Below are 20,026 nucleotides of genomic sequence, written 5' to 3'. Positions count from 1 at the left end.
CCGTTTTACAATCGTATTCTCAAAAATGGGTGCTTTGCGCTATAACTATACTATAATAATAGTCCCCTGTTTATTCTTGCTAAATATGATTATTTATAAAAAACACCCGTTCTGCCCCGATCGAAGCGGTATATCCCCTTCGCAAAAACCGGTATTTAGCACTCAGAGGAACAAATTCTACTTATATATACTCTATATCTGATGCCAAAAAAAGAAAACTAATCGAAGCGAATGGCCGAAACCGGAGAAATTTTTGTAATGATATAAGAAGGAACAATCAAAACTAGTAGGCAAACTGCAATGGTTCCTATATTAAGTAAGGTAATATGCAAGAGGTTGATGTCGACAGGCGCCACACTTACATAATAACTTGCAGGATTAAGCGTGATAATTTTGAAATACTGTTGGGCAAACAATAGCAACAGCGCAATAACATTCCCCCAAAGTAGTCCTTTTATAATAAGGTGTGCCGCATTATATAAAAACACTTTGCGTATACTCCAGTTATTTGAACCAAGCGCTTTAAGAATTCCGATCATTTGAGTACGTTCCAGAATTAAAACCAACAATGCTACCATCATATTAATAGTAGCCACAACTATCATAACTATTAAAATTACGATGATATTAAAATCGAAAAGTTTTAACCATTCAAATGTACTATAGTATTTTTCGGCAATAGTTTCACTATCGTAAGTAGGCGGAATAGCCTTGTAAATTTCTTTTCCTTTAACATCGATTTGGTTAAAGTCGTCGATAAAAACTTCAAAAGCCCCTACTTCATCTGCCTTCCATTTGTTTATTTTTTGAACATGTTTGATGTCGCCAATTATATAATTAGCATCGAATTCCTGAAAACCGGAATTAAATATTCCGACAATTTTGAAACTTCTCAAATTATATCCTTTACCACCTTCTTTAATAAAATAAGTTCGGGCTACATCACCAAGCTTCAGATTTAATCGGTTAGCAAGATATTCTGAAATTAAAATATCATCTGTTAACTTATCGGCTATTATCGGCAGTTTGCCTTGTACCAAGTATTCTTGAACATTATTCCAATCGTAATCTTCACCTACTCCTTTAAAAACGATTCCTTCAACCGTTTCTTCGGTTCGAATCAATCCTGTTTTATTGGCCACGGCCTGAATATGAGTCACTCCTTGAACTTGGGTAAATTTGGGATAGAAATCTTGCTTGGTTGAAATAGGCCTAGTATCACCTTGCGATTGGTTATCATCGAAGTTTGAAATAATTATATGACCGTTGAATGCCGAAACTTTTTCGCGAATTTTCTTCTGCAATCCCACGCCTGTTGCTACGGCAATAATCATCATAATGATACCAATAGCAATAGCGGTTATCGCAATTTTAATAATTGGAGAAGAAACACTACTTTTATAGCTCTTATCTTGAGTAAGGCGTTTGGCAATAAAATATTCTAAATTCAACTTGTTATGATTCCGAAATTAATATTCAAAAATACATTTTTATTCTTGCTTTTGGCTATTTTTTCTTGTGGAAATTCTATTCAACTAAATCCAAAGTCAAAAGACGAAAGTCAAAAGGCAACAACTATTAAGAAGGAAGAAGGAGGGGTTCTCGACTCCGCTCGAACTGACAAAAATAATTTTGTTTCAGAGAAACTTATAATTGGAGCGGATAATTCGGAAAAATATCTACCATTGCTGAAAAATAAAAGAATTGGAGTAGTAACTAATCAAACGGGGATTTTATCAAACGGAACACATTTGGTCGATTTTTTATTAGAACAAAAAATAAATGTTGCTCAAATTTTTGCTCCCGAACATGGTTTTAGAGGAACTGCAGATGCCGGCGAACATGTTGCCAACGGAAAAGACAGCAAAACCGGATTACCTATTATTTCGCTTTACGGAAATAATAAAAAACCGAAACCGGAACAAATTAAAGATTTAGACATTATTGTTTTTGACATCCAAGATGTGGGTGCACGATTTTACACGTATATTTCAACACTACATTATGTTATGGAAGCTTGCGCAGAAGCCGGAATTCCTGTAATGGTTTTGGATAGACCTAATCCAAACGGAACTATTGTCGATGGCCCAATTTTAGAACCGGAATTCAGAAGTTTTGTAGGTATGCATGAAATTCCTGTTTTACATGGAATGACTATTGGTGAATATGCTCAAATGATTAATGGTGAAAAATGGCTTGAAAAAGAAATTCAATGCAAATTGACGGTAATTCCTTGTGAAAATTACCATCGAAAAATGGAATATAGTCTACCTGTAAAACCATCTCCTAATTTACCAAATGACCAATCTATTAATTTATATGCTAGTTTGTGCTTTTTTGAAGGAACCAATGTAAGCGTTGGTCGCGGAACTAACAAACAGTTCCAAATTTACGGTTCACCTTATTTACCGAAAGGCAACTTCAGTTTTATTCCGAAACCCAATGAAGGAGCCAAAGACCCATTATATAATGGTAAAGAATGTTTTGGTCAAGATTTATCGAAAATTGAAAAAGTGAATCGTTTAGAATTGAAATGGTTGATTAAAGCTTACAACGAAACCAGTGATAAATCGAAATTTTTCAATTCGTTTTTTACCAAATTAGCCGGAACTAAAAAACTACAACAACAAATTGAAAACGGAATTTCAGAAAAAGGCATTAGAGATTCTTGGAAAAATGATTTGGAAAAGTTCAAAACAATGCGCAAAAAGTATTTGATTTACGAATAATAGATAATAGAGTAAAGATGAAAGAAAATAGATTTTCTTAACTTAAATTTTAGATTCGTACAGGAATTGAAGATTAAACGTAGTCAATATCAAAAATGATATCTAAATTATTTGTAACTACAACTTCTCGACTCCGCTCGAAGTGACGCTTACAAAGGTAGTTTTTTCTTCATTTCTTCTACAATATTGTAGGCTGCCGGACAAATTGCTACATTTTTCAAAGTTAGATTTGAAATTTGATAGAACTTATTTCTATCAGTATGCGGAAATTCACGACAAGCCTTCGGGCGCACATCATAAATAAAACACTTGTTATCACTGTCCAGAAAAGTACACGGCACACTTTGCAAAACATAATCTTTGTCTTCATCAATACGAAGATATTGCTCAATAAATTGTTGTGGTTTTAAACGCAAATGTTTAGCAATACGTTCAATATCAGCTGAAGTAAAAAGCGGTCCGGTGGTTTTGCAACAATTAGCACATTCTAAGCAATCCGTTTTTTCGAATTCCGCTTCATGTAAATCTTGCATTATGTAATCTAAATTCTTAGGCGGCTTCTTTTTTAACTTATCAAAATACTTTTTGTTCTCGTTATGCTTATCTTTGGCAAGTTTTGCGATTTCGTTTAAATTAGGTTTTAACATCTTTTGCAATTTCTACTGCAAAGTTACAATTTTGATTAACGAATTAAGAACAAAGAATTTCGAATTTTGAACATAAAACGATGAAAGATTTATTCGGGAAAGCCATTTTAGATTTCCAAACCAACAATAATCCGGAAGATTTAATCACAGAAACTTCTATTAGCGAAGCCGATGAAATGAGTGTTGCTTATTTGTTTCGCGATTTTAACGAAATGCCAAAAATGGAGCAAAAAGCACTGCAATTAGCAAAAGGCAAAGTTTTAGATGTGGGTTGCGGTGCCGGAAGTCACAGTTTGTATTTACAAAACGAACGAAATTTAGATGTTACTTCTATTGATATTTCGGCGAATGCTATTGAAGCTTGTCAACTTCGAGGTTTGAAAAAAGCAATGGTTCAAGATGTAATGAAATTAGATTTAGATTCTGATCTACATCAGAATGGCAAATATGACACTATTTTATTATTGATGAATGGTGCCGGAATGTGTGGAAAGCTGAAAAACATTTCGAAGTTTCTGTTAAAACTGAAATCACTTTTAAATGAAGGCGGTCAAATTTTATTAGATTCTTCCGATATCATTTATATGTTTGACGAAGATGAAGATGGTGGCAAATGGATTCCGACTGATGTAGATTATTATGGTGAAGTTGTTTTTGACATTAGCTATAAAAGCGAAAAAGAAGATCCTTTTGACTGGATGTATATCGATTATAATACGTTACAAAATGCAGCTCACGCCAATGGTTTAAAATGTAACCTTGTTTTAGAAGGTGAACATTTTGATTATTTGGCAAAACTGTCATAAAATAAAAGATCCCGATTGCTCGGGATCTTTTTTATGCATTTAAATTACAAAATTATTGCATGTATTTCATCATTAAACCTTGAATTTCCATCCCTATGTTTTGTTGGATTTCCATTGATTTTTCAGTTAATATCGATGCTTTCTCTTGTATTTTTTTCCCAACAGGAGATTCATAGAATTTAAGCATTGCTTTGATATCGTCGTGAGTATACACCTCCATATAGTTCTTAGCTTGTTGATCTGCTACTTTTACTAAAATAGCATCGAACTCTTTAGTAAATTCTGCTTGTTTATCAGCTGGAATCATGCTCACCACTTGTTTTTTTGCTGCCTCCATAGAAGCATTTACTCCAGAAACTTTCATCATTTCTAAAACATCTTTCTTGAATGCGTCTTGAGCAAATGTTACTGCACTCGATAATACTAGGAAAGCAACTAAAACTATTTTTTTCATTTTTTTATAATTTATATTTTCACAAATATATACAAAAAGTAAAAAAAACATTATGGTATATTCAAATATTTATGCGTTTGCAACGAAATGCGCCATTTCGGATTTTTCATTACATAATCAATAATCTGTGGTGTCATTTCTTCTTTTTTGCTCCATTCGGGTTGCAAAAACAAAATTGCTTTTGGATTTACTTTAGCGGCTTGTTCTTCAGCAAACTGAAAATCGTGTTTGTTGTGAATAATCACCTTTAATTCATGTGCATAATCGTAAGCATCCTGAACCGGTAATTTTGTTTTTTTGGGCGACAAACAAAACCAATCCCAATCGCCGGAAACCGGATACGCTCCAGAAGTTTCAATATGAACGCGTAATCCTTGTGCTTTCAACTTAGAAGTGAGCACGCGCATGTCCCAAATTAGAGGTTCACCACCGGTAACCACTACTGTTTCAGCATATTGTTTTGCATTAGCTACTATTGTATCCGTTGCTGTTGGCGGGTGTAAATCGGCATTCCAGCTCTCTTTCACATCACACCAGTGACATCCAACATCGCACCCACCTACTCTAATGAAATAAGCTGCTGTTCCTGTGTGGTATCCTTCGCCTTGAATGGTGTAAAATTCTTCCATTAGCGGAAGCATTTCTCCTTTATCAACTGCCAATTGCATTTCTTTACTTAGCATTCTTCTTTTTTTAAAACAGATTGAAGATAAAAAATCCCAACTTTCGTTGGGACTTTTCATTATATAATTAGCATTGCGTCTCCATAAGAGTAAAAACGATATTTTTCTTTTATCGCTTCTTCATACGCTTTTTTCATTAAGTCATGTCCACAAAAAGCCGAAATCATCATTAATAAAGTCGATTTTGGAGTATGAAAATTAGTAACCATAGCATCTGCAATACTAAAATCGTAAGGTGGATAAATAAATTTATTGGTCCAACCTACATATGGATTTAAAGTTTTCATTGAAGAAACCGAACTTTCCATAGCGCGCATAGAAGTTGTTCCAATACAACATACTTTGCTTTTTTTAGCTTTTGCTTGGTTCACAATATCACACGCTTCTTGAGTAATTACCATTTCCTCCGAATCCATTTTGTGCTTTGATAAATCTTCCACTTCAACCGGATTGAAAGTACCTAAACCTACGTGTAAAGTTACTTCAGCAAAATTGATTCCTTTAATTTCTAAACGTTTCATTAAATGTTTAGAAAAGTGTAAACCGGCAGTTGGAGCAGCTACTGCACCTTCTTCTTTTGCGTAGATAGTTTGGTAACGATCTGCATCTTCAGGAGTTACTTCACGATTGATATATTTAGGGATCGGAGTTTCTCCTAAATCAACTAATTTTTGACGAAATTCTTCATACGAACCATCGTATAAGAAACGTAATGTTCTACCTCTTGACGTAGTGTTGTCGATAACTTCAGCTACTAATGAATCGTCATCGCCGAAGTATAATTTATTTCCAATTCTAATTTTACGAGCAGGATCTACTAAAACATCCCATAAACGTTGTTCTGCATTTAATTCTCTTAATAAGAAAACTTCAATACGAGCACCTGTTTTCTCTTTATTTCCATATAAACGAGCTGGGAAAACTTTAGTATTATTCAATACCATTACATCTCCGTCGTCAAAATAATCGATGATATCTTTGAACATTTTGTGCTCAATTTGTCCTGTTTTACGGTGTACTACCATTAAACGAGATTCATCTCTATTTTCTGCTGGAAACTCAGCTAATAATTCAGCAGGCAGATTAAAATTAAAATTAGATAACTTCATTTTTTCAGATTAAATGTTTAAGATTTAAAAGTTTAAAAATATTTTCAAGCTTTTAAAACAAGGGTGCAAATATACAATCTGCAAATAGGGGTTGTCAAGTAAATTGAGATTTATTTTTTACAAACCACATTTTACCCAACAACCCCAAAGGTTTATTTGAAAAAAAAATTACTTTTTAATGATACCTTTTGTATTTACCGCATTGTTTTCATCTTCAATTCTTACCATGTAAATTCCTGCTGATAAATTTGACAAGTTGATTTGAGATTGATTTGACACTAATACTTTTTGCCCTTGTAAGTTATACACTTCTACAGATTTAATTGCATTTACTGTATTAATACTCAATATATCTTGAACCGGATTTGGATACAAAGCAACTTCTAAATTGTTTTGATTGAAATCTGAAGTTGATAAAGTGTTGTTATTGTATAAGTTGGTGATTTCTGTTTGTGTTAATGGATAATTATATATTTTTAAATCATCTACAGAACCATTAAAAGAATTCATATCTCCAAAACTACTTCCTAAATAGAAATAATCTGCATCATAAGCTGTGAATAAATTAAATGGTGAGGTACCCACTAAAACTCCATTTTTATACATTCTTACATTTACTCCATCATAAGTATATGCTAAATGCATCCATGTTGCTAAAGGATTCGTTACTGTAGCTTGAAAACCATTGCTAAAACAATAAAAATCTAAAGAATTGTTTTGAACCACTCCAATAAATGCTAAATCGGTCAAGATCCCACCATAACTGAATGCATAATTCCAAGTTGCATTAGCATTGTTTACCCACAATGAAACTGTTCTCGTTGAACCATCAATTGGCAAACCAGGAATAGCTGTTGCAGTTCCATTATTATTTAAATTTAAAGCACTTGTTGGATTACCATTTCTATCTGCTACAAATGAACTTGAAACATTTGAAGGAAAAGCATTATTCCCGGAAAAATCAGTATATACATTATCAAAACTATATTCGGCAATAGTTTGTTTTGAACCTGTCGTAAAACTGTCTACTGCACTTGATGTGGTACCATCAGCGTTTGTCACTTCCACTTTATAGTAATATGTAGTGTTTTCTGCTAATCCATTGATGATAGCTCCATAATTAGCACCTGGAGATATGGCTATGGTATTTACTTGATTGTTTAAATTTCCAGAAGTGAGACCGTATTTTACTACTACATTTGAAATAGCAGAACCATTTCCATTTACATAGGCGTATAGCGTAGCATTAATAGCTGCAGGCTTTTCAGAGATTGTATTAATTATTGGCAAATTAGGAACACCCAATGAATTATAGTTATATAAATTCGAAACTTCTGTTGAAGATAAGGCATAATTACAAATTTTCAAATCATCAACTGAACCATTGAATGTAAATGAATAACCTATTAAACCTCCCAAATAAAAATTAGTTTGATTTACTGTGTTCCAATCGGTTTTGACTGCACTAGTTATCAAAACTCCATCTAGATAAATGGACGCTAAGTCTGTTATTGAATCAAACGTAACAACTAAATGTTTCCAAGTATTTAATGGAATACTTGTAGCGCTCGTTAAATCATTTGCCCATGCAAAATTGTTAATTATAGAAGGAGTTAATGCAATACCATAAGCTTGATTATCATTTGGTGAACCATAACTAAACAAAAAGTTATTGGTGACATATCCATTCATTTTAACCCAAATAGATACTGAACGAGAAGCATTACCAATTGGTAAGTTAGCTATCGATGCCACTGAAACTGCACTATTTAATTGTAAAGCACTATTTGGATTACCGTTTCTATCTGTTGTAAAAGATGTACCTGCATTTGAACTAAAAGGTGTGTTTCCAAGCAAATTATTGTATGTATTATTAAAATTATATTCTGCAATTACTTCAGGAACTAGTTGAACGGCAGAAAAATTATCAAAATACACATAAGTATTGTTTGCTGCACTAGCTCTGTTCACTTGCATTCTAAATTTAACCGTAGCACCACTAGGAATAACTCCAGCTGAAATTGTTGCATTAACTGGAATACATGTTGAAAAATCAGAATAAACAGATGCAATTTGAGTCCATGTACCTGATCCATTTATTTCGTAGTAAAGATACTTATATCCAAAAAATGATCCAATTTCTTTACTTGCATAAAAAGAAATATTAATTGCTTGACCATTTGAAACATAACTAGAAGTATATATGCTAGTAGCAGCATTAACATAATAATTTGCTCTCACAGATTGAGTACCACCGCAACTTCTAGTAGACGTTACAACACCATCGGTTAAATCTGTAGTCCAACCAGCAGGAATTGTTCCAGACTCAAACCCTTCCTGAACATTAAATTGAGCATTTATCACACCGCAAAACAGTACGAATAAAAAAGAAAATAATTTTGTTTTCATAATTGTCTCATTAAAAATTTTGGTAAAATTAGTAGTCGGATTCATCATAAAATAAGTGAGTTAACCAAACCGCATTTTGAGTTTACGAAAACAAAAACAAAATATAAAACACTTCTTCCTTAACTGAAAATCGAATTTCATTAACTGAATATTTACTATATTCAATATATACTTACATTTGAAGAAAATCTGAAGTTGAAATATTTCTATAGCATATTCTTATTATTTGCTACCCAAATTCTTTTGGGACAAAATCCGTATTTCAACACCATAGATAAATCGCAAGGATTGTTAACCAATAGTGTTTACGACATTTTTCAGGATAAAGATAACTTTATGTGGTTTGCCACTGAAAAAGGTCTGTGCCAATTTAACGGTTACACATTTCAATATTTCAGCACAAGTGATATGACTTCTAAAGCTGGTTCTTGTATTCAACAAGATTCTTTTGGGAGAGTTTGGTACGAGAACTTTGATGGTTATTTATATTATGTAGAAAACAACCAATTGAAAAAGTTGAACCAAAACAAATCCATTGGTTACTTTAAATATGGTATTATTAAAAACCAATTGTATATCATTAATGAAAATGTGATTGATGTTTACGATTTGAAAACATTGTTATTAAAAAAAGAAATAAAACTCAACACAAAAGATTCAGAATACATTTTTTTTACTGACGAAACGATTTATGTTTTTGCTCATCAGTTGATAATTATTAAAAATGATGTAATTCAGAAAAAAGTCGAATTCCCAGAAGGTTTCCTAGAAAATTTCAACTCCATTTTGGTTGAAAAAACTAAAAACGGATTATTAATTGGTTCCAAATTTTCAAACTATTGTTACCTTTTCTCTAACAACCAATTCGCTAGAAAAGAATTAAATCTAGAAAATACAATTGTTCAAAATTTAAGTTGGTGCAACAACAAAAATTGGCTTTGCACTACAACTGGAATCATAGAAATGGATTGCGAATTAGGTACAAAACGTCAATTTTTCAACGGAACAAATATTTCTTATATCTACAAAACCAAAAACAACAACTACTGGATTTCTACTTTAACCGAAGGTTTATTTTATATTGAAGATTTTGATACGCAATTAATTAGCTCTCAAGAAAGTTTAACTTCTTTGTGTTTTAAAAACGACCAATTGGTTATTGGAACCAAAAATGATAAAATTCTCGCTTTAGAAAAAAATCAGTTTAAAACTATTTTTACAGGAAAAGACAACCACCAAATGGGGCAAGTTTTTCATGATAAAATCTCTAACCAATTGTATTTTACTTCTTCCAAGTTTGGTGTTTTAAATTCGGAACTAAAACTAACCAAAGAATTACCAATTGCAATTAAAAGTGTTTGCGCTGTCGATCATAAATATATCGCTTTTGCCGCCAGTAGTTCTTCAGGTTTAATCAAAACTAATGACAACAGTAAAAGCGATTGGGATTTTGTTTACGAAGCTTTTATTCAATTAAAAAGCCATAATTATAACAATATTGTCACCAATGCTAAAGGAAAATCTACAGCTTACGACAGCATTCATAAAACGATTTATTTTGCAACCAATAACGGTTTGTTTTATATTAATCAAAACGGTTTACTTTCCGAATTAAAACATAAAAACACTTCGTTAAACATTACCAAACTATCTTATGCAAAAGGAAAAATTTATGCTTGTAATGGAGATTTGAATTTATTCCAAATTGAAAACAATTCCATTTCAGAAATTAATTTCCCGGCAACCATTCAAAAAGAAAATGTAGAAAGAACCATTCTTAAAAACGGATTACTTTTTATCATAACCAATAAATACATTTTTGAGTACGATTTGCTCACTAAAAAGCTAAAGCAAATTATTCACATTAATAGCAATATTGAAGTGAATGATATAATCTTGAAAAACAACAGCTATTTCATTTCGACCAATAGAGGTTTAATCATCAAAAAACAAGAAGTTTACAATCGTTCCAATCCTATTTTTAGTATTGAAAACATAAAAATAAATAATCAAGTTGTAACAAAATTGAAATTGAATGATTTAGCTTATAACGAAAACAACATTCATATCAATTATCGTTTTTTATCGCCAACGCCTTTTGAAGAGCACGAATTGTTATATAGAATCAACGAATCGCAATGGCAAAAAGCGGATATTTTAAATCCGGAATTGGTTTTAAACTCGTTAAACCATGGAAGTTATACGATTGAGTTTGTACTAAATTCCGATTTTAAAAACACAACGAAAATTCATTTCACAATCAATCGTCCGTTTTGGTTGCAATTTCCGTTTATTTTTGGTGCATCCGTTTTCCTTTTGGCGTTTATATATTGGTTATATCGCATGAATATCAAAAAAATCGAAAAGCGCAATCAATTGATTTTAGACAAAATCAACTTGGAAAAAAATGTAAACCAATCGAAGTTGAAAGCTATCAAATCGCAAATGAATCCGCATTTCTTTTACAATGCTTTGAATACGTTACAATCGTTCATTTTATCGAATGAAAAGCGTTTGGCTATTGATTATTTATCCAAATTTTCAAACCTAACGCGAACGATTTTAGAAATGACGGAAAAAGATTTTATTTCTATTTCCGAAGAAGTTAAAACGCTTCAACTCTATTTGGATATTGAAAAAGGTCGTTTTGATGAAGATTTTAGTTACGAAATTCAAGTTGAAAAAAACATTGATCAAGAAAGCATCAAAATTCCAACTATGTTGTTGCAACCTTATGTTGAAAATGCTGTAAAACACGGATTGCTTCACAAACAAGGCGATAAAAAAGTTACGATTTCGTTCGAAATACAGAATAACGAATTGCATATCGGCATTGATGATAATGGCATTGGTCGCCAAAAAAGCAACGAATTGAATCAAATTAAAAATAAAAACCATCAGTCGTTTGCTACTGAAGCGTTACAAAACCGAATTGACTTGTTGAATGAATACAATCATAAAAACATTTCCTTAAAAATAATTGACAAACACAATCTACAAAATCAACCTACGGGAACATTAGTAGAAATAATAATACCGATACACACCCTATGAAAGCTATAATTATTGATGATGAAAAAAGAGCTCGCTTAAACCTATCGCTACTTGTTGACGAATATTGCAAAAATGTAGAAGTGGTTGCCGAGTGCGAGAATCTTCCGGAAGGTGTAAAAGCGATTCGCAAACATCAACCTGATTTGGTTTTACTGGACATTGAAATGCCAGGTCATAGTGGTTTAGAATTATTAGATTTTTTTGATGAAAACGAAGTTAAATTCAAAATCATTTTCACAACCGCTTATCACGAGTATGCGTTGCAAGCTTTTAAATTTTCGGCAGTAGATTATTTATTAAAACCAATCAATCCGGAAGAATTATCGAATGCTATTGCGCGTATTGAAAAACAAAAATCAACAGAAGCCAACTATTCACTTTTAAAGGAAACCATGAAGCAAGATGTGTTACAACGTATTGCTGTGCCAAGTGGTAATAGCATTTTGTTTTTGGAAACCGAAGATATTCAATTCATTAAAGGAGACGGAGCTTATTCAGAAATTAAATGTGCCAATGATGTAAAACATGTGGTGAGTAGAAATTTGAAAAACTTCGAAGATATTTTATGCAGTAATCCAAATTTCGTTCGTATTCACAAATCGTATATTGTTAACGTGAACTTTGTTTCGGCTTACAACAAATCAGATGGCGGGAATTTGGTATTAAAAAATGGTTTGCAATTACCTATTTCGTCAGATAAAGTACAAACCATTTTAGATAGTATTCAGTTAATCAAAAGATAATTTATTCCATTTGAAAACCAACCGATTTTAAGTCATTCCAAAAATCAGGATACGATTTCGAAACTACTTCAGCTTCTTCAATACTAATTGGAACACGAAGAGCAAGCGGAGCAAAAGCCATTGCCATTCTATGATCTTGATATGTCTTTATTGCAATATTTTCATTAATAGAAGTCGAAGGTTTTAAATGCAACGATTCGTCAGTTACTGAAATAGCAGCTCCTAATTTAGACAACTCAGCCTTTAACGCTTCCAAGCGATCGGTTTCTTTGATTTTTAACGTATGTAAACCGTATAAATCACAACCTGTTCCTAAACCAAAACAAGTTACTGCAATAGTTTGAGCAATGTCGGGACAATCTTTTAGGTTATAGGTAAAAGGTAAAAGGTTATGGGCTTTTACTTTTGAAATTGTAATTGTATTGTTTTCATTGAATACAGTTTCTACTCCGAAATCTTGATAAATTCCTGCTAAAGCAGCATCGCCTTGTAAGCTGTTTTTCTTGTAACTCGATAAGGTAATTTGGGTTCCAATTTCGGATAAAGCCACGATAGAATACCAATAGGAAACCGAACTCCAGTCGGATTCGACAGTTAATTTAGATGCTGAAACTAGTTCAGCATGACAAACTGTAATTTTGTTATTTTCAAAAGTAGTTGCTACACCAATTTCATTTAGCAAAGCTAACGTCATTTTGATATAAGGAACCGAAGTGATTTCGCCTTCTAGTGTTAATTCTAAACCGTTTTCCAATTTTGGTGCAATCAATAATAAAGCGGAAATGTATTGGCTACTTACATTTGCAGGTAACGAAACTTTATTTTGTGTTAGTTTTTTTCCTTTAATTTGAATTGGAGGAAAGCCTTCGTTTTCAGCATACGAAATCTCAGCGCCTAATTGTTGCAACGTTTCCACTAAAATTTTAATCGGACGTTCTTTCATTCGTGAAGAACCCGTCAAAAACACTTCTTTTCCTTCCTGAATTGCAAAAAATGCAGTTAGAAAACGCATAGCGGTTCCAGCGTGATGTACGTCGACTGTTCTCGATTCTGCTCGAACTGACAATTCATTTAGTGCCTTTTGCATCACTTCTGAATCATCTGAATTAGAAATATTATCTATAGTCAAATTAGGATACAATGCTTGTAAAAGCAATAATCTATTGGTTTCAGATTTACTTCCGGTTATTGTAACTTTTAATTCTTGATTTTTGACTTCCGATTTTTGTAAATGTAAATTCATTATTCAGAAACGTATTTTAATCCAACGATAGAGGCAATTAATGTCATTAGAAAGAATATTCGCCAGAAGGTTGCCGGTTCTTTGAAAACAAAAATCCCGACTAAAACGCTTCCTACAGCACCAATTCCTGTCCAAACGGCATAAGCTGTCCCAATTGGAATGTCTTTGGTTACTTTTACCAATAGCACCATGCTGATGGTGAGACAAACTAAAAAGCCTAAATACCACAACCACATGGTTTGCCCTGAAGTTTCTTTAGCTTTACCTAAGCAACTAGCAAAACCAACTTCAAATAATCCGGCTATGATTAGTAAAATCCAATTCATTTTTTTGTATACTGTTATTGTATTGTTATAAAGTGTACAATTGTATATCGACGTATTAAGAATCAATATACGATATACAATCATAGATTCTACAACTATTTAAGTTTCTCATTATTATGATGACGATCGTGATCACGTTTTGTTTTCAAATCCATTTTCTTATCGAAAGCCGCTTGTAAGTCAACTCCCGTTTGATTTGCCAAACATAAAACCACAAAAACTACATCAGCTAATTCTTCGCCTAAGTCTTTGTTTTTATCGCTTTCTTTTTCCGATTGTTCTCCATAACGACGAGCGATAATTCGAGCAACTTCACCAACTTCTTCGGTTAGTTGCGCCATATTAGTCAATTCGTTAAAGTAACGAACGCCATGTTCTTTAATCCAATTATCTACGTCTAATTGTGCGTTTTTGATGTTCATTATATTTTTCTTTTTAAAACGATTCTTTCATTATGCTTATCTACTAAACTACTATAAAATGCTTTTAACATGGGATAATATTGCGGAGCAAAAATTGCTTGATTAATATCTTCACTTGACATTATTTGAATTGTCCCTCCATTTACCTTAATATTAAAACCGAAACTTCCTAAACCATCTTCCATTCCTAAATTTAAGGATTCCGGATAACTTTCTACTTCATAGTTTTCAGGAATTTTTATCATCACATTATACTTATATTGAGAAGGAAAGGTAAAATCAATTGGATACATCCTTTGTTCTTGAACAAAAGGATTTTTATCGGTCTTTAAAAACAACATCGGATTGAAATATAGTTTTCCTGATATTTGTTCTACTAGACTTGGATTAGAGAACTCGAATGTTTCTGTAACTACATTTTGATCTGAAACTTTAAACTCATAGTTTTCAATTTCAGAATCATCTGTTAATTTTTCTTTTGACTCAATTCTTTGATCTTCATCCAGATTTCCTTTTTTCTCTGCAAAAACATAAGCAAAATAGTCAAAGTTTTGTTCTCTAAATTTTCCTTTAATGTTTCCATCCTCCTCAATTGTATACATCATAGTAAAATTCTTAACTGATTTACTATTTGGAATTAAATTTATTGTTGTTGATGTCCCGTTATCGCGTATTAATCTTCCATACCAATTTAAACATTTTATAGGTAAGACATTAGGTTTAGAGAACTTGTTTGCTGCGTCTAAAAGCACTACTTCTGCATTATCCAATTCAACGGCACAAATGACATAATTAAAAGCATTTCTTGATGGGAAAAGCGCTATCCCATTAGACTTAGTACTAACTAAAACAGGATGAGCATTAATTTTTTCGTTTTTAAGCATTGAGATCAATAGCAAATTGATATCTCCAATATTTCCTTTTTTCTCTTTAAAAGCTTTTCTTATTCCGTTTTCGGATAAAAAACCATTGTATCCATTCCAATTCATTGTTTTTTGGACATAGTTAAAAATAGCGTTTATTTTTTCATTCTTACCTGTTATTCCCTTTAAAACAGACACTAAATCACCTGAATAAAAATCATCTTTCTTAAGTTGTCCTCCAAAATCATCATTCTCAAAAATATTCTTTGCTACATCTTCCCACGAAGTGGCAAAATTTTTAAATGCTTGATTTGGATATTTCGTTGAAACAAGCTCATGTATTATAGTCGCTTTATAGTTATCTAGATTATCTACATAACCTTCGTCTTTTAAAGGCAAAACATTTGTTAGAGAATACTTTTTAAAGTGCTCCCTACAAGTAAAACTAAAATCTCCTCTTTCACTTCTAAACCCTCCTTGCCTATTTGCTAACTCATTATATCTTCCTGAAAAGGTTCTGTCTCTCTGATCTGTTTCCAGCTTTGGGGTCAACCACCCTCTATAATATGTATTGTAGACTAAGTAGTCTGGTATTCTCGTTAAATATTCTGAATAATCAACTGGTATTTTCTTTTGAAATTCCCAATCGTTAAAACTTGAAATAAAAGGAGACTGAATTCTATATTTAAATTCTACAATAGATCCTTCTTTAACATTTGGTAATGCAATTTTATGTTCAATATAATATTTGCTTAATCTTTCTTCAAATTCCCCCTCTCCTTTCAACTTACTTTTTACAATTTTATCTTCTTCAAGATTATAAGTATAACATTTTGAAAAGCTAGTTATTTCTCTTGTCCCTCCGTTATCATATTTTTTTATTGAAAAATTAGCCCAATCTAATCCTTCTTTTTTATAAATCTTAATTTTAGTCTCTACTTCTGTTACAATTACAAAACCCTCATCATATGTATATTCGAAAGAAGTTGTTCCTTTCTGATATAAAACTGCAGCTACAGCAGTAGTATCAAGAGGGTGCTTTTTTTCCAACAATTCCTCTTTTGTTACTTCTCCTAATTCATATTTCTGACCTAGAATGGTAAAAGTTGATAATAATGTAAGTAAGTAGATGATTTTTTTCATAGTTGTTTCTTCGTAATTAAAATTTTCACATTGTCTGCTTTTGAAATTTTCTCTTGAAATTTTCTATAACTCTCATAATCTGTATTAAAATATGTTCCACGATTAAAAAGATAATTTCTTCTGTATTTGATTTCATTGTCATTCATTAATTCGAAAGATGCTTCATAACTTCCAAAAACTGAAGATTCAAGTATGTTTTCTGGCAATCCGCTTATTTGGTAATCTTGAGGAATTTTAATTATTATTTCGTCTAAATCGTTATAGCCTCTTTCAAATGAAAAAGGTAACTTTCTATTTTTATATCTTTTTGACACATACTTTTCTTTATTTAATAAATTAGGACAGAATATAATTTCGTTCGAATAAATCTCTCCATAATTTTCAGCTTTAAAACTTATTGTTTCCTCAATGATTATTTTATCTTTATCAATGTTCTGCTTTAAGACTTCAAAAGAAATGTTATTGATATAGTCAAATCTATCTTTATAATAATTATCTTTTTTCTCATCTGAAACATCTTCTAAAGAATGGTATTTTTCAAACTGAACACCATAAGATTTAATTTTCCCTTCTACATTTACTCCTCCAGATTTATCAATAATTACTTCAGCTGTTGTTATTTGCTTGTTATCTTCATCTTTAAATGAATTTGTTTGGATTATTTTAGCTCCATCTTTATTAATAATCAATGCTTTTCTATCATCTGTAAATTGACCTTGATAATTAAACGGATCTGTTTGGCTAGTACATTCCAAAAAAAGATACTCATCTCCATGAGGAATTGTCAAAATAGCATGAGTCCCTTGCATTGCCACCAAATCTTCCACTATGTCTTGTTTTGTATGACCTGCATAAATTATAGTATAATATGACGGTACCTCTACAACTTCTAATAGTGCTTTTGTATAATTTGAAAGGGCTTTACAATCGCCATAACCTAATCGAGATACATTTTCTGCTGACATAGGCTTCCAACCTCCTATTCCCAATTGAACACTAATATATCTTGTCTCATTTTGTACAAAACGGTAAACAACTTTTGCCCTTTCAATAGGGTCATTTATACCCTTAACAAGATTAAGTATTTTGCTTTTTGTCTCTTCAGGCAAAGTCCGGACATCACTTAACAGTTTTTCATTGACCCATTTCCCAAATTCATTCCAGTTTTCAGCTTCTCCTTCAACTCCTTCTATATAAAAATGTTCTAATCCAAATTTAACAAATGGAATAAAACTCCAATAACTTGGAGCGAGCTCTTCTCTTTCTAAAGCAGGATAGTTTGACAAACTGTACGAAAGTTTATTACCTTCTTCTTCAAACTTAATCTGAGGATAATTTGTAAAGTTGAATTCTTTTTTATTTAGATTAATTCCTGAAGAATTTTCTATGATAAATTCCTCTTTTAATATTCCGACGTTATACCCTTGAATTGGCATCCAAGAAGGTATAAAAGCCGTATTTTTATTTACTTCTTCATAGTCTATTACTACAGTAAAAGGATACGATGTGGGCGTATAATCTAAAACTAAAATTCTATTATCTGACATGAAAGTACTATTTCCAGAAGCACTAAAGTCTTTCATATCCTTTTTCTTAATTTTTTTTATCTCTTTCCCAAAAGAATTCAGAATTTTAATCTCAAGATTTTGAATATTTATTGATTTATTATAATAGATTTCAGCATCAATATAATTTAATCCTTGTTTATTTAAAATAAGCACCTCTCTATGAGAAGTTTCGATCATTTTATCTACTTGGAGAATTTGAACTTTTTTGATATTTTCTATAACTACAGCATCTGCTTTCCTTGTTATACTATCTGGTATTTTAACATTTAAGATTTGTGCTTTGGAAAATAACGGAATAAGAATTAAAAATAATAGTTTATTCATGTTCACTCTTTATTTTTTGAATCTATAATTATAGTAACCGGACCATCATTTACTAGAGCTACTTTCATATCGGCTCCAAAACGACCGGTTTGTACTTTTTTACCTAATTCCTGTTCTACTTGGGCTACAAAATTTTCATACATCGGAATGGCAAAATCAGGCTTTGCCGCTTTGATATAACTTGGTCTATTTCCTTTTTTGGTAGAGGCATGTAGTGTAAATTGACTTACAACAATGATATCTCCATTAGCGTCGATAATAGATTTATTCATTACATCATTTTCATCTGGAAAAATTCGCATGTTCACAATTTTTGAAGCTAGCCAATTCCTATCTTCTTCTGTATCTGCATCTTCAATACCAACCAAAACCAGAAGTCCTTTTTCTATTGAAGCCACTTTTTCTCCTTCAATAGTTACAGATGCCTCTAAGGTTCTTTGAATAACTACTTTCATACTTTTTTACAATTTACAAATCGTCATTTTCGTAATTATTTTGTCTGTAAATTTCATCATCGCCTTCTAAGATTTGCAAATAACTTTGATAACGAGACCAAGCAATCTCATCGTTTTCCAACGCTTCTTTGACTGCACATTTCGGTTCTTCTTTATGCAGGCAATTGTTGAATTTGCAATGTTCTTTTAAAGCAAAAAACTCAGGGAAATAATCGCCTATTTCTTCGGGTTCCATATCTACCATTCCAAATCCACGGATTCCCGGTGTGTCAATAATTTTAGCTCCAAAACTCACATCATACATCTCTGCAAAAGTAGTAGTGTGTTGTCCTTGTTGGTGCTGCTCAGAAATTTCGGCCGTTTTTAAATTTAATCCGGGTTCAATAGCGTTTACCAACGTTGATTTTCCTACTCCGGAATGTCCGGAAAACATGGAAACTCGATCTTTCATTAATTCTTTAAGTTCAGAAATTCCTTTGCCTTCTTTGGCAGAAACGCGTAAACATTGGTATCCAATTTCAGAATAAATGGCTTGTAAATACAATTGGTCGTCCAAAGTTGCTTCATCAAACGTATCTACTTTATTGAAAACCAAAACGGCTTCTATTCCATACGCTTCGGCTGCGACTAAAAAACGATCTATGAAACTAGTAGTTGTAATTGGATTATTAATTGTCACCAATAAAAACACCACATCAATATTAGAGGCAATAATATGCGTTTGCTTCGAAAGATTTACTGATTTTCTTATGATATAATTTTTTCTGTCATGGATATTGTGAATCACTCCGAAAACCTCATCCGAAGTTTGATCTAGTTCAAAATCTACTACATCACCCACAGCAATAGGATTGGTACTTTTAATACCTTTCATCCTGAATTTTCCTTTTATACGGCAATTGTAAGTCTCACCATTTTCAGTCTTAACTACATACCAACTTCCGGTAGATTTATAAACGATTCCTGTCATGAAGCAAAGATACTAGAAACATCTTTATGTGAAGATGAATAAAAATAAAGAAATCTTTCAATGAATTTTAAAAAAAAG

At 32.0% G+C, this 20,026-nt stretch carries 17 protein-coding genes; 4 read left to right on the top strand and 13 right to left on the bottom strand.

Annotation, left to right across the window (positions count from 1 at the left end):
* Nucleotides 1-218: 218 nt before the first annotated feature.
* Nucleotides 219-1,451, bottom strand: coding sequence for an ABC transporter permease (locus tag ACUSJC_RS07525; RefSeq protein ID WP_449268948.1), 1,233 nt, complete (start codon nucleotides 1,449-1,451; stop codon nucleotides 219-221).
* Nucleotides 1,452-1,457: 6 nt separating this feature from the next.
* On the opposite strand from ACUSJC_RS07525, the gene ACUSJC_RS07520 reads away from it, so the two are divergent.
* The gene (locus ACUSJC_RS07520; RefSeq protein ID WP_449268947.1) at nucleotides 1,458-2,729 is read left to right on the top strand and encodes an exo-beta-N-acetylmuramidase NamZ family protein; all 1,272 of its coding nucleotides are present in this window, start codon (nucleotides 1,458-1,460) and stop codon (nucleotides 2,727-2,729) included.
* 149 nt (nucleotides 2,730-2,878) lie between these two features.
* Here ACUSJC_RS07520 and ACUSJC_RS07515 read toward each other — a convergent pair whose 3' ends face one another.
* The gene (locus ACUSJC_RS07515) at nucleotides 2,879-3,376 is read right to left on the bottom strand and encodes a YkgJ family cysteine cluster protein (RefSeq protein WP_449268946.1); all 498 of its coding nucleotides are present in this window, start codon (nucleotides 3,374-3,376) and stop codon (nucleotides 2,879-2,881) included.
* A gap of 80 nt (nucleotides 3,377-3,456) precedes the next feature.
* Here ACUSJC_RS07515 and ACUSJC_RS07510 point away from each other — a divergent pair, with 80 nt between their 5' ends.
* Nucleotides 3,457-4,182 carry a class I SAM-dependent methyltransferase gene (locus tag ACUSJC_RS07510; protein ID WP_449268945.1) on the top strand — a complete coding sequence of 242 codons (726 nt, stop codon included), beginning with the start codon at nucleotides 3,457-3,459 and terminating at the stop codon, nucleotides 4,180-4,182.
* A gap of 52 nt (nucleotides 4,183-4,234) precedes the next feature.
* Here the strand turns inward: ACUSJC_RS07510 and ACUSJC_RS07505 are convergent, their stop codons facing one another.
* From ACUSJC_RS07505 to ACUSJC_RS07490, 4 genes are all read right to left on the bottom strand, one after another.
* Nucleotides 4,235-4,636 carry a DUF2059 domain-containing protein gene (locus tag ACUSJC_RS07505; RefSeq protein ID WP_449268944.1) on the bottom strand — a complete coding sequence of 134 codons (402 nt, stop codon included), beginning with the start codon at nucleotides 4,634-4,636 and terminating at the stop codon, nucleotides 4,235-4,237.
* Nucleotides 4,637-4,686: 50 nt separating this feature from the next.
* A complete protein-coding gene (locus ACUSJC_RS07500; RefSeq protein ID WP_449268943.1) occupies nucleotides 4,687-5,319 on the bottom strand; it encodes a 7-carboxy-7-deazaguanine synthase QueE in 633 nt (210 codons plus the stop codon).
* A 59-nt stretch (nucleotides 5,320-5,378) separates the two neighbouring features.
* Entirely contained in the window at nucleotides 5,379-6,428 is a 1,050-nt protein-coding gene (gene queA / locus ACUSJC_RS07495) for a tRNA preQ1(34) S-adenosylmethionine ribosyltransferase-isomerase QueA (protein WP_449268942.1), read from the bottom strand.
* Between the two features lie 168 nt (nucleotides 6,429-6,596).
* Nucleotides 6,597-8,837, bottom strand: coding sequence for a LamG-like jellyroll fold domain-containing protein (locus ACUSJC_RS07490; RefSeq protein WP_449268941.1), 2,241 nt, complete (start codon nucleotides 8,835-8,837; stop codon nucleotides 6,597-6,599).
* 195 nt (nucleotides 8,838-9,032) lie between these two features.
* On the opposite strand from ACUSJC_RS07490, the gene ACUSJC_RS07485 reads away from it, so the two are divergent.
* Together ACUSJC_RS07485 and ACUSJC_RS07480 are read left to right on the top strand one after the other, a co-directional pair.
* The gene (locus ACUSJC_RS07485; RefSeq protein WP_449268940.1) at nucleotides 9,033-11,891 is read left to right on the top strand and encodes a sensor histidine kinase; all 2,859 of its coding nucleotides are present in this window, start codon (nucleotides 9,033-9,035) and stop codon (nucleotides 11,889-11,891) included.
* Entirely contained in the window at nucleotides 11,888-12,634 is a 747-nt protein-coding gene (locus ACUSJC_RS07480; RefSeq protein WP_449268939.1) for a LytR/AlgR family response regulator transcription factor, read from the top strand. Before ACUSJC_RS07485 ends, ACUSJC_RS07480 begins: the two co-directional genes overlap by 4 nt.
* A 1-nt stretch (nucleotide 12,635) precedes the next feature.
* On the opposite strand, the gene aroA is transcribed toward ACUSJC_RS07480, so the two are convergent.
* The 7 genes from aroA to rsgA form a co-directional block, all read right to left on the bottom strand.
* Entirely contained in the window at nucleotides 12,636-13,877 is a 1,242-nt protein-coding gene (gene aroA, locus ACUSJC_RS07475) for a 3-phosphoshikimate 1-carboxyvinyltransferase (RefSeq protein WP_449268938.1), read from the bottom strand.
* Nucleotides 13,877-14,203 (bottom strand): DMT family transporter, encoded by a 327-nt coding sequence (locus ACUSJC_RS07470; RefSeq protein ID WP_072781572.1) that lies wholly within the window; start codon nucleotides 14,201-14,203, stop codon nucleotides 13,877-13,879. The genes aroA and ACUSJC_RS07470 overlap by 1 nt, the downstream gene beginning before the upstream one ends.
* Nucleotides 14,204-14,298: 95 nt before the next feature.
* Nucleotides 14,299-14,625 (bottom strand): nucleotide pyrophosphohydrolase, encoded by a 327-nt coding sequence (locus ACUSJC_RS07465; protein ID WP_221259814.1) that lies wholly within the window; start codon nucleotides 14,623-14,625, stop codon nucleotides 14,299-14,301.
* On the bottom strand, nucleotides 14,625-16,631 hold the full coding sequence (locus ACUSJC_RS07460) for a transglutaminase (protein WP_449268937.1): 2,007 nt from the start codon (nucleotides 16,629-16,631) through the stop codon (nucleotides 14,625-14,627). Before ACUSJC_RS07460 ends, ACUSJC_RS07465 begins: the two co-directional genes overlap by 1 nt.
* A complete protein-coding gene (locus tag ACUSJC_RS07455) occupies nucleotides 16,628-18,523 on the bottom strand; it encodes a DUF3857 domain-containing protein (protein ID WP_449268936.1) in 1,896 nt (631 codons plus the stop codon). The genes ACUSJC_RS07460 and ACUSJC_RS07455 overlap by 4 nt, the downstream gene beginning before the upstream one ends.
* A gap of 2 nt (nucleotides 18,524-18,525) precedes the next feature.
* Complete coding sequence (gene dtd, locus ACUSJC_RS07450; RefSeq protein ID WP_449268935.1) at nucleotides 18,526-18,978, bottom strand: D-aminoacyl-tRNA deacylase; 453 nt, start codon at nucleotides 18,976-18,978, stop codon at nucleotides 18,526-18,528.
* 13 nt (nucleotides 18,979-18,991) lie between these two features.
* Nucleotides 18,992-19,948, bottom strand: coding sequence for a ribosome small subunit-dependent GTPase A (gene rsgA / locus ACUSJC_RS07445; RefSeq protein WP_449268934.1), 957 nt, complete (start codon nucleotides 19,946-19,948; stop codon nucleotides 18,992-18,994).
* Between the last annotated feature and the right edge of the window lie 78 nt (nucleotides 19,949-20,026).

The sequence above is a fragment of the Flavobacterium sp. U410 genome (assembly GCF_053570605.1).
Note: the sequence above shows the minus strand (reverse complement) of the source record. Positions and strands in the feature narration are given on the sequence as shown.